Raw genomic sequence first — 12184 nt, forward strand, 5'->3', positions numbered from 1 at the left:
CCGCTGGCTCACACGCGCACACCCGCAAAATCGGCATCGAGCAACGGATGCACCGCATCCTTGGCGGAGAGATTGCACACGGGCAACGGCCAGGAAATAGCCAAAGCAGGATCACTCACCAACAACCCGGCCTCATGCGCTGGCGCATAGTCGGCATCCGTGAAGTAGAGCACTTCAGCCTCATCACTGAGTGCCTGAAAACCATGGGCAAAACCCGCTGGAATCAACAGGCTCCGACCATCGTCGGCGACCAGCTCCTCAGCATGCCATTGGAGGAACGTTGGCGAATCAGGGCGCAGATCGACAGCCACATCCCAGATAGCACCACGCACACAGGTGATCAATTTCGCTTCGGCGTAGCCCGCCTGCTGGTAATGCAGACCACGCACACTGCCCTTGCCGAGGGTACGTGAATGGTTGATCTGGCGAATCTCGAAGGATCGGCCCTGCACACTGAGCCGGCTCTGGCAAAACAAGCGGGCGAAGCGGCCACGATGGTCATGGAAGACTTTTTGCTGGATCAGGCAAAGCCCTTCAAGCGCTAGCGGCTGCAGATCAAAGTCACTCATGACCAGTCCTTGTAAAGGTTCAGTTGATAAAGCGTTACCGCACGCATGTCCTTGCCCGCCTGCCAGGCCATATGCCAACCCACGGTCTGCTCCAGGCACTGCTGCAACGACCAGCGTGGCTGCCAACCAAGCAACTGCCGAGCGCGGCTGCTGTCCAGGCGCAGCAGGCCGGCTTCGTGCATGTCGCTGGGCTCAACGCGCAAACCCGGCGCCTGTGGCCACTGACTGGCAAGCGAGGCAATCACCTCACCCACACTGCACATGTCGGCGTCATCAGGCCCAAAGTTCCACGCGCCGGCAAACACCGGCCCCTGCTCATAAAGCGCAGCCGCCAATTGCAGGTAACCCGCCAGGGGCTCCAGCGCGTGCTGCCAGGGCCTGACGGCCTTGGGATAACGCAGCGTCACCGGTTCATCGGCCGACCAGGCCTTGAGCACGTCCGGGATCAGGCGCTCGGCAGAAAAATCGCCACCACCCAACACGTTCCCGGCACGCGCGGTCGCCAGGGCCAAGCCATGCTCGGCATACTGCTGTGGATTGAAGAATGATGCCCCATAGGACTGCGCCAGAATCTCGCAACACGCCTTGCTGCTGCTGTAGGGGTCATGCCCCCCCAACGCTTCATCTTCACGATAGGGCCACAACCACTCCCGATTGGCATAGACCTTGTCGGTGGTCACCAGCACGCATGCACGTACGCCACCGACCTGCCGAATCGCTTCCAGCAGATTCAGGGTACCCATGACATTGCTTGAGTACGTACCCAACGGATCGCGGTAACTTTCACGCACCAGGGGCTGTGCCGCCAAGTGCAAGACGATCTCGGGCTGTACTTCGGCCAGCAGCTCCAGCAGCACGCCCAGATCGCGCACATCGCCACGGCGATCATCAATCCCCTCGGCCACCCTTGCCAGCGCAAACAGGCTGGGCTCGGTGGCCGGGTCAAGGGCAAAGCCTGTGACCTGGGCACCCATGCTCTGTAACCAAAGCGTCAACCAGCTGCCTTTGAAACCCGTGTGGCCGGTAAGCAGCACACGCTTACCTTCCCAGAACGCACGGCTTAGTCCCATTGTTTCCATGGGGCCTCCCCGCTCTGCCAGAGGTGCTCCAGGTGATTCTTGTCACGCAGTGTATCCATCGGCTGCCAGAAACCATCATGCTGGAAAGCATGCAGTTGCCCTTCACTGGCCAGGCGACTGAGGGGTTCGGCTTCCCAGGAGGTTGCATCACCCGCAATGTAAGGCAGTACCTTGGGGGATAGAACGAAGAACCCGCCATTGATCCAGCCGCCATCGCCACGCGGTTTCTCAGTGAAACCCAGCACTTGATTGCCCTCGCGCTGCAACGCGCCATAACGACCTGGCGGCTGAACAGCGGTCACGGTTGCCAGCTTGCCATGGGACAGGTGGAAATCGACCAGCGCACCGATGTTCAGGTCAGAGACACCATCGCCGTAGGTAAAGCAGAAGGCTTGTTCGTCCTCAAGGTAACGCCCGGCACGGCGCAAACGGCCACCGGTCATTGTCTCCTCGCCGGTGTCCACCAGCGTAACGCGCCACGGCTCGCTGTAGTTCTGATGAACGTCCATGCGGTTGTTGCGCATGTCGAAGGTGACATCGGAGGTGTGCAGAAAGTAGTTGGCGAAAAAATCCTTGATCGCATAACCCTTGTAGCCCAGGCAAATCACGAAGTCGTGAATGCCGTGCGCAGAGTACTGCTTCATGATGTGCCAAAGAATTGGCTTACCACCGATCTCGATCATCGGTTTAGGTTTGAGGTGCGACTCTTCGCTGATCCGCGTGCCGAGACCACCCGCCAAAATGACTGCCTTCATCGGTTTCCTCATGTTCTTCGCACGGCCCATCCAGGCCAGAGTGAAGGATTTATGGCGATATGAAGGAGGACTTGCAGGAAGTGCGCCAAGTACGCGGCAGGTGTCAGCGGCGCGCTTGCAGCGCCGCTACAGGGAAGGTGTGCAGGATCAGTCGGCCAACCAGCCCCACACCCAGTGCTGCAGGTTGTCCGCACGCAATACAAAGTCGCGCAGCACCGCTTCACGCAACTCATCGCCCATGCGATAGCTGGCGGCCGGGTCAGCCAGGTGCATACGGATCGCCTGCAGCCACTCCTGGGTAGAGTTGCTGCGAACCCGTGTGCAAGGCAAGTATCCCCGGTAGGCCTCGGTATCGGTACAGACCACCGGATAACCACAGGCGCCATACTCCAGCAGACGCAGGTTGCTCTTGCAGTCGTTGAAGATATGGAACTCCAACGGTGCCAGGGCCAGGTCCAGGTCCAGGCTGGCCAGCTTCGCTGGGTAGTTTTCCAACGAAACGACGGGATGATACTCATGGATGTAGGGCTTAAGGTTCTCCGGGCACATGCCAAAGAACACCCACTCCACCTCATTGGCCAGCTCGCGGACCACCTCGGCAATGATTTCCAGGTCGCCGCTATGGCTGGTACCCCCCCCCCAACCCACCCGTGGCTTGTTCGACGTGCCACGCTTGCTGTTCAGGCCCAGCCACAAATGCGGCGCCAGCATGTTCGGCACCACGCGAATATCTCGGTGCATACTGGAAAGTGCATTGGCCAGGGCGTCCGTGGTGACCACGACGCGATCACACAAACCTATGCCTCGGCGCAGATGCTGCTCAGTATCACGCGGTTTGTTACGCGCATGGATATTTTTCTTCGGCGCCTCCAGGACGTAGTCGTCGATCTCGTAGATCCGGCGTGCCGAAGCGATATTCTTGACCCGCTCGATGTCATTGACACTTTCCGAGGAGTGGCGAAGCTGGATGATCACCACATCCGGATTCATCCGCGCGATTTCGACCGAAGGCGGGACCTCAAAGCTGATTCGCCCGAACACACGCCCTGCGGCTTCAAGCTCACGCAGCGGCTGATTCACACGATAATGACCCACTGCGGTGTTGTTGACCGGCAACGCCAGAATGGAAGGCAGCGTGCGCAGAACCAGAGGGTTCCAACTGTCACGCAAGCTGGGCTCCAACGTAAACGCCGAACGGGTCAGACTCAGGCTAGGGTTGTAGGCTGGGTCACGGATTACACTGGGTAGCCAGCGCTGGATCAGCGCTTCCTGCTCTGGCTTTCCAGCCACCTCCCCCAAGTAGCACGGCTTGTCTTCACGCGTCTGAACGACGGTTGCATAGGGCGTTCCGACCACGAGGTAACCCGCCTGGCCGACCCGCAAACACAAATCAATGTCGGCCAGGCTCTGGGCAAACGTCGCCTCATCGAAACCACCCAGATCCTTGAAAACCTGAGTGCGTATCATCAGGCAACTTCCGCTCACCGCACTCCAGTTCTGAGCCACCTGAAGACGCTGCATGTACCCCCGCGCATCCGAAAGCTCGCCAGCAAATGCAGGCCCCGCCGCACCACCCAAGCCGAGGATGACGCCGGTATTGGCAACCTTACCCTTGGGATCAACGAGGCGTGCGCCAACGACACCCACTTCCGGTCGCTGCGCGTGGTTAAGCAGCTCAGCCAGCCATTGAGCCTGACAAACCAGGTTATCAGCTGCAAAGAACAGCAAGTACTCGCCCCGCGCCTGCTCGGCAGCAAGGTTGTTGATGGCCGCTACACCAGCACCTTGCGGTGCCTCCAGCACGCGCAAGAGGCCACCGCCCATCTGCGCCATCGCGTCGAGCCAGTCACGCATGCCAGCATTGCATTCCGGCCTGCCGACAATCAGCAGCTCGTATTGGCTGTATGTGGTGCTCTCCAGCACCCCCTCAACACAGCGCTGAATGGCTGATACGTCATCACCCGCGACGATGATGAGCGAGACCAGCGGCTGTTCCGCATGCAGGTACTCAACGCGATTGAGCAATGGCAACGCGTCATGATGAATCCGATACTCGACCCCCAATCGGTTCAAGTGCGCAGCGAGTAGCGCACTGCTCTGCTCGATCACCGATGGCAACGACAGCCACTGGGTGTAGGAGAATGCAGACTCCACCTGAATCTCGGCAATATGCTCGATTGCAGACAGGCCACTGGACTCTGCAATACGCCAGACCATGTCATGGGGCGCAAGCTCACCCAGTGACGACTCGAAACCACCCAGGGCAAGCACCTGTTGGCGCTGGAACGCCAAGGTTCGACCCACATAGGGGTAGGCGCGCATCAAATCGAGGTTGAAGTCGGGCTTGAACACCGGGTCACAGGACTCGCCGTCCCACACGGCACCTTCATCGCTGTAGGCGCAACGCATACCGGGTGTTGCAGCAATGCGCTCGGCAAGCAGCAGCAACGCCGACTCACTCAACCGGTCACCAGCCCGCAGCAGGTAGATCCAGTCCACCCCTTCCAGCGCCGGCATCGCACTGTTGACCTGCGCCGCCCAGTTCTCAGCGAGCGGCAAATGCACAACATGCGGCTCGACCACACACTCGGCATTGGAAAGCAACAACACCGCCGTCGGCGCGTAAAGTTGAGCGGCCAGGCTATCGAGCGTGACCTTCAGTGCAGCCTTATCCTGCTCTGGGTCGACAATAACCGGAACGATTTTCGGCTGCGAAGGCCATTTGAACACCTGCTCGCACACCATCCGCCGCTGAACTTCCGAGAACCGTCGTGCCGCAAGCCATTGGCGGTAAAACTCGGCATAACTTTCACAATTGCTCCCCACACGCCCCTGAATCACGGTGTGCCAGTTACTCAGCGCACGTACCAGGTATAACTCTTTCCAGTCGCGACCTGACTCATTGGCATCGGCCAGCTCGACATAGCGAACCCAACCACGGACAGGCGCATCGTCACAAGTGCGGGCGGCTAGCATCTGACGCAACCAGTTCCGCTCGCTTTTTGCAGCTCGGATGATTTCAGGCTGCTTGCTCAGGCGCTCCGGGTGCAGCCGCTCAACACTCAGTACATGGGTTAGCAGCGTCATATTGCCTCGACGCAATAGGCACATGAACAGCGCTTGCTCGATCAATGTGACAAAGCCTACACCTGTTGTAGTCAACGCCCGTAGCATCTCTTGAACATCCTGGGTTCGCATCAGGGAAGATGAGAAGTTGCCCAGAAAATTGACATCCAATACATCGAGAACGGTCAGCAGGTCTTCGCCCTTGAACACTGAATCAATCGAGGTAAACGGGCAATTGTCACCTCGCACAGGCAACACAAAATCATCGGTATCGACCTGCAAGCGATAGGCTTGAACAAGATTGACCTCAGGATGCTGGATGAGCACCTGTGCTTGCAGTTCGATACACCGGGCAAACAGTCGGTCATCGTCACAGAGAACCTTGATGTACTCGCCTTGCGCCTCCTCGACACAGCGCAATAAATTGCGCTGGAAACCGAGCCGTTTTGGGTTGCGCAAGTACCGAATACGGGCGTTGCCCTGCCCCTCAAGGGAACCGGTGATCTGCTCGATATCCTCATCACGACTGTCATCACAGACAACGATTTCAAGGTTTTCGTAGGTCTGGCCCAAGGCGCTCCGCAAGGTCATGGAGAAAAAGCGCGCGCTGAAGGCTGGGATAACGATGCTGACGAGGGGGGCTGTAATCACGGCGGAACACTCTCAAACAAAGGGCGCCAGCCATTACCTGGCGAGGCGCCCTAGAAGCAGGAACAAATCCCGGCCCCTCAGGACCAGGAAACTCAGAGCTGATTGAACAGGCTCAACGACGATATCTTGCTGAACGCGAGCTGAGAGGCCTGCAGCATGGTCTGCTGCAAGTTCAGACGAATCAGCACTTCAGCCGGGTCTGCATCACGTATCGAGCTCTGAGTCTTGGTGTTGGCCATCTTCAGGCTTTCATTGGTTTCAGCCTGAACATCCAGTGCCGCACCGCGGGCGCCAATGTCACTTATGGCCGAAGAAACCTGATTCAAGCCACTGGCAACGTTACCAATAGCCGAATCCAGTGCAGCCAGGAATTGCTGCTTGGCCAGCGGATCGTTATCGACTGGCAAGGCCAATGCCGTGCGCAACTGACCAATAGTGTCGAGGATGTTCTGGGTCTGATGGGTATCGACCTGAATGGAGAACTGATCACCTGTTGCGGGCGCACCGGCCAGGTCAAAGGTCACCCCTGCCGCCGTGGCGGTGGTGCCACTGAGCGTACCGGTCGACACCGGTTTGCTGTTGGCGGTAAGCGGCTGCGCATACAGTTCAAAGTCAGTGGCGCTGGTGAACTTCAGAATGGCGCCGCCACCCGGAAAGGCACTGTTGTAAGCCGTAGCATCGGCGATGGAGGCATTGGTGACCTGCGACGAAGAGCTGTTGCCTGGGCTGCGCGAACCAGAAATGGAGTCGGGTTTGGCCGCCAGTGTGAAGGTGTGCCCCGCAATCGCCGCGTCCGGGTTGGCGTTATCGCCCGGCTGGAAGTTAATCGCCAGGCGCATATCAACACCACGGAAGCCGATCATCTTGTTGCTGGAGGCTGGATCAAACGTGCCGCCTTGCGTGGCTTCCAGCGTGACGTCGTTGTTGGACGCATCGGTGATCTTGAACTGTGTGCTGCTGAGGAAGGTGATGGTATAGGGCTCACCGCTGCGGAAGCGGTCATTGTACGTCGCACTGCCAGACACCTGACCGTTGGACAACTGAACCCGCCCATCATCAACAGCAGGCGAAATCAGGTTCGTCTCACTACGACTGGTATTGAGTGCCTGCTCAAACACGGCATAACCACTTTCATTGGTCGCCATTGTGAGCATGTCACCCACCTGCAAGTTCAAGGTGCCCTGGTCACCCTGATAGGTGTAGGTGCCATCCGAATTGCGCACATACGGCTGGGTATCGCCTCGCGAACCGGAGAACAGGTATTTACCGTTCTCGTCACGGCTGTTCATCAGCGAATAGAGTTGCTCTTCAAGCTGCCCCAGCTCCTGGGCGTTGGCCTTGCGATCGGCGTCAGTGAAGCCGGCGTTACCGGAACTGATAGTCAGTTCGTTGACCCGCTGCAAAATCGCGCTGATGCCGTTAAGTACACCCTCAGAGGCGCCCAGCGAGTTACGCACGTTGGTCGTATTATCGCCGTACTGGCCCAACAGGTTGCTTTGCTGCTCCAGCTGCAACAGCCGCGCTGCGCCGACCGGGTCATCCGCTGCGGTCCGTATACGCAAGTTGTCACTGACCTGCTCGCCCGATCTCACCGCATTGGCGAAATTGCGCTGATAGGTTGAAGTGCTGCTTTCGTAATACTGGGAAGTAGAAATACGCACGGTCTACGACTCCTTAAAGGCTGTTGATCAGCGTGGTAAAGATTTCCTGGGCAGCCTTGATGATTTGCGACGAGGCCGTGTAGTACTGCTGATACTTGATCAGGTTACTGGCCTCTTCATCGAGCTGAACACCAGAAAGCGAATCGCGGCCTGCCTTGGCCGAGGTCTGCAGGGCATTCGTCGCATTGCTGTCCATTTGCGCTTGCGCGGTCTTGCCACCCACGTTTTCAACCAGCTTGCCGTAGGCATCGGTCAGGCTGATGCCCTTACCGTTGGCCCCGACTTCAACCGTGGCCTTGGTTTGCAGGTCAATCACCGCCTGGCCGTTGCGGTTGTCGGCAGAACCAGCACCGGTCAGTGAGACGGTGTAGTTATCACCCTCTTTCGGAGAGCCGGCGACTGTCATTTCAAAATTGAAGGTTTTCTGAGTGGCGCCATCCATGATCGGGTTGCCACTGGCATCGACCATCGGCACGCTCAACTGCAGTTTGTTGCTCTCACCCGGAATAATGGTCCCGGAGGACAACTCGGTGCCTTGGGCATCGAAAAGCTTGTAGGTTTGCGGGTTGGTTTTCTCATCGCCAAAAACCAACTTCACCGGCGTGGAGTACTTCAGGCCGTTTTGCAGATCAATGCGCTGGGTCGAATCATAGATATCCAGCTTCGAGGTCAACTCAGGCTGAGTGATGACACCCGTGCCCTGATTACCGGAGCCACTGATACCCGACAACGGCGCCGCCAGCGCGATGCGCTTCGGATCGGTCAATACCGTGTCGAGCTTGGCTGCCGCGTTGCGGGTCGGGGTAATCTTGAAACTGTCACCGGCGCTGGGCGCCCCGCCATTGAGGGCAAGCTTGAAGCCATCAATTTCCTGCGGGGGTGTTGCAGTGATGTCATAAGGCCCCTGAGCATCGCCGTCTGGCAGCTTCTTGACCGTATATTGAGTCGCACTGCTGAAGGTGACCTGGTAATCGGACGTGCTCAGCTTGCCAGTATCACTGATGGTCACATCCAGATTGCCAGCCCCCGCACTGTTGCCTGCCTGGGCAATGCTGCGCTGGCTGATCAAGGCGGCACTGTTGATATCACCGAACAACGCGGCGCCAAACTCGCCATTCTTGTCGATGCCTTGGGCCAACTGCTGGTTGATGCTATCGGCAACCACCAGGGCAATACGCCCCAGCTCGTTCATCGACGGGTCCAGCACCTCGCTACGGTAGCGCAGCAGGCCACCCATTTCACCGCCCGTAATGCTGGAGGTGATGTCCATGCTGGTGCTACCACGGTTGAGCTGCAGGCTCATCCGGGTGGGATCGGTCTTGCTCGGCGCGGTTTCCAGGGTGTTAATGGTCTTGCCCATTACCAGCGGCTGACCATTGGCCAGGTAAACGTCGAAGTTACCCTCGCGCTCGACCACCTGAGCGCCAACCAGTTCGTTAAGCTGGCGCACGGCCTCGTTACGCTGGTCGAGCAGGTCGTTCGGGCTACCCTGCACGGCCGAAACACGGGAAATCTGATCGTTGTACTGGGCAATGGTGGCTGACAGCTTGTTCACTTGATCAGCCATCGACGCCAGGTTGCCGTTGATGTTGCTGTTCTGCTCATTGAGCTGCGCGGCAATGGTATTGAAGCGCTTGCTCAGTGACTGGGCACTGGTCAGCAGCAATTGCCGCGAAGCGTCTTCTGTCGGCTTGGCCGATGCACTTTGCAGCGCCGTGAAAAAGCTCTTCAACGCACCGGTGATACCGGTATCGGCATCCGACAACAGGTTGTCGATCGGGGCGACCTGATTCAGGTAAGCGGATGCGTCGCTGTTCAGCGACGTGGTCGTTCGCAGCTGATTCTCAAGGAACGCGTTGTACACCCGACGAACATCGGACAGCGTCGTGCCAGTGCCGATGAACACATTACCGCTCTGGATTGAACTCTTGGCGCTTTGTACGTTCTGCTGGCGTGAGTAACCGGCAACGTCGGCGTTGGCAATGTTGTTACCCGTGGTAAACAGGCCCGACTGCGAGGCTCCAAGCCCCGATACGCCGATATTGATCAAGCTCGCCATAGTTCAAACCTTATAATTTCGTGGAAGTGTCAATCGCAGCAAAGCTTTCGTACGACTTCATTTGTTTCGCGATCTGCGAGATTTTGCTGGCGTAATCCGGATCGGTTGCATAACCGGCCTTCTGCAGCTCTCGCACAAACTGTTCTGGTTTATCGGCAGACTTGATCGCTTCTTGATAGCGCGAATTGTTTTGCAACAGGCTTACCAGGTCGTGGAAGCTGTCCTGGAACGAATCATAGGAACGGAACGCTGCCGTCTCCTTGACCATTTGCCCATTGCGGAACTCACTGGTGATCGCTCGCGCCTGACCACCTTGCCAATTACCCGTCGCCTTGATGCCAAACAGGTTGTGACTGCTGCTGCCATCAGGCTGGCGCATGATCGACTTGCCCCAACCGGTTTCCAGCGCGGCCTGCGCCACCAGGTAACGCGGGTCGATACCGATACGCGCGGCAGCTTGCTCGGCCATTGGGAGCATGGTGGCGACAAACTCATCGGACGAACCGAAGGCACGCTTGGCCGGCGCCAGAGGTGGCTGGGCCATGGCCCGACCGTAGATACGCATGCTGCCCGGTGCACCAAAGGATTGTGCCGGCTCCCAGTCACCCTTGATGACTGCATCACCGACGGCACCCGAACGATTGGCCAGCGTGTTGCCCGGGGTAGCAGCCGTTGCAGTACCTGCCGACGGAACAATTCCGGCCAGCAGGCGATCAGTGAGCTTGCTGGGCAGATTCAAACGGCGCTGATTGAGCAACGCCATGTCGTTACGCGAAGCGGTTTGCTCTGACCTTACAGGCTCTGCCACGCGTGAGGCCCACAGTGCGCGCTGCTGCCCTTCCACATGCGGGAACGGACTGCCGCCTGCATGCGCCGCGGCCGTCGATTTCGTTTTCGACAACTGGCGCATCAGCACATCCTGCAGTCCGATACCGCCGCCCTCACGCGACAGGCTGACCGACAGTTGCTGGTCGTACATCTGCTGGTACTGCTTGGTGGTCTCGGTGTTAAGCGGGTTGTCCTTGGCCAGCACATCGTTGGCCGAACGCATCGACTTGAGCATCTCGTTGAGAAACAGCGACTCGAACTCCTGGGCCACCTTGCGCAGGTTGGCCTCGCTGTCACGGTCGCCGACTTTCAGGGAGTTCAGCCGATTGAGGTCGGTATAGGCACCGGTATCGGCGCCTGCGGAAACTCCACTCTTGGGCATATCCATAGCCTGCGCCTCAGATCACAATCAGGTCGGCCTGCAACGCGCCGGCCTGTTTCAGGGCTTCAAGAATCGCCATCAGGTCACTCGGGGCAGCACCCACCTGATTGACCGCACGTACAATCTCATCCAGCGTGGTGCCCGGGCCAAACTTGAACATCGGCTTGGCTTCCTGGTCAGCGTTCACACGCGAGCGCGGCACGACCGCTGTCTGGCCATTGGAGAACGGCCCTGGCTGGCTGACAACCGGGTCTTCGGTAATGGTAACCGTCAGGCTGCCGTGGGTAACCGCCGCTGGCGACACCTTGACGTTCTGGCCAATAACGATCGTGCCAGTACGCGAGTTGATAATGACCTTGGCCACCGCCTGACCCGGATCGATTTCCAGGTTTTCCAGGATCGACAGGTAATCGACACGCTGGCTTGGGTCCATCGGCGCGGTCACCCGCACGGAGCCACCGTCCAACGCCTGTGCAACACCTGGACCGAGGAGTTCGTTGACCTTGTCGACAATGCGCTTGGCTGTGGTGAAGTCAGGACGATTGAGGTTCAGGGTCAGGCTGTTGCCCTGGTTGAAGCCGCTAGGCACAGCACGCTCAACCGTCGCACCGCCGGGAATGCGACCCGCTGACGGAACGTTGACGGTAATCTTGGAACCGTCACGACCTTCGGCATCAAAACCACCCACCACCAGGTTGCCCTGGGCAATGGCATAGACGTTGCCGTCGATACCCTTGAGCGGGGTCATCAACAGGCTACCGCCGCGCAGGCTTTTCGAGTTACCAATCGAGGATACGGTAATGTCCACCGACTGGCCCGGCTTGGCGAACGGCGGCAGATCGGCGTGAATCGACACCGCAGCCACGTTCTTCAACTGGACGTTACCCGACCCGGCCGGCACCTTGATGCCGAACTGCGACAGCATGTTGTTGAAGGTCTGCAGGGTAAATGGTGTCTGGGTGGTCTGGTCACCCGTACCGTTAAGCCCCACCACCAGGCCATAACCAATCAACTGGTTGGACCGCACCCCGGAAATGCTGGCGATGTCCTTCAGGCGTTCAGCCTGAACACCAAACGCCGTGGACAGCAGGATCGTCGCGGCAAGCAGCCGACTGAACTTGAGCATGGTTATCC

Annotated in this window: 8 protein-coding genes; all 8 read right to left on the bottom strand. The window is 58.5% G+C overall.

Annotated features, from left to right (window positions below):
- Positions 1-8: 8 nt before the first annotated feature.
- Positions 9-569, bottom strand: coding sequence for a dTDP-4-dehydrorhamnose 3,5-epimerase (rfbC, locus tag IE038_RS11730; protein ID WP_163939308.1), 561 nt, complete (start codon positions 567-569; stop codon positions 9-11).
- Positions 566-1648, bottom strand: coding sequence for a CDP-glucose 4,6-dehydratase (rfbG, locus tag IE038_RS11735; RefSeq protein WP_163939310.1), 1083 nt, complete (start codon positions 1646-1648; stop codon positions 566-568). The genes rfbC and rfbG overlap by 4 nt, the downstream gene beginning before the upstream one ends.
- Positions 1630-2403 carry a glucose-1-phosphate cytidylyltransferase gene (gene rfbF / locus IE038_RS11740; RefSeq protein ID WP_163939312.1) on the bottom strand — a complete coding sequence of 258 codons (774 nt, stop codon included), beginning with the start codon at positions 2401-2403 and terminating at the stop codon, positions 1630-1632. Before rfbF ends, rfbG begins: the two co-directional genes overlap by 19 nt.
- A gap of 147 nt (positions 2404-2550) precedes the next feature.
- Positions 2551-6120 (bottom strand): glycosyltransferase, encoded by a 3570-nt coding sequence (locus IE038_RS11745; RefSeq protein WP_163939314.1) that lies wholly within the window; start codon positions 6118-6120, stop codon positions 2551-2553.
- 92 nt (positions 6121-6212) lie between these two features.
- Positions 6213-7781 (bottom strand): flagellar hook-associated protein 3, encoded by a 1569-nt coding sequence (locus IE038_RS11750; RefSeq protein WP_189395661.1) that lies wholly within the window; start codon positions 7779-7781, stop codon positions 6213-6215.
- 13 nt (positions 7782-7794) lie between these two features.
- Positions 7795-9840, bottom strand: a complete 2046-nt coding sequence (gene flgK / locus IE038_RS11755; protein ID WP_163939316.1) for a flagellar hook-associated protein FlgK — start codon at positions 9838-9840, stop codon at positions 7795-7797.
- Between the two features lie 10 nt (positions 9841-9850).
- A complete protein-coding gene (gene flgJ / locus IE038_RS11760) occupies positions 9851-11056 on the bottom strand; it encodes a flagellar assembly peptidoglycan hydrolase FlgJ (RefSeq protein WP_189395662.1) in 1206 nt (401 codons plus the stop codon).
- Between the two features lie 10 nt (positions 11057-11066).
- A complete protein-coding gene (locus IE038_RS11765; RefSeq protein WP_163939318.1) occupies positions 11067-12176 on the bottom strand; it encodes a flagellar basal body P-ring protein FlgI in 1110 nt (369 codons plus the stop codon).
- Positions 12177-12184 lie beyond the last annotated feature (8 nt).

The organism is Pseudomonas laurentiana (assembly GCF_014648275.1).
Taxonomy (GTDB): Bacteria; Pseudomonadota; Gammaproteobacteria; order Pseudomonadales; family Pseudomonadaceae; genus Aquipseudomonas; species Aquipseudomonas laurentiana.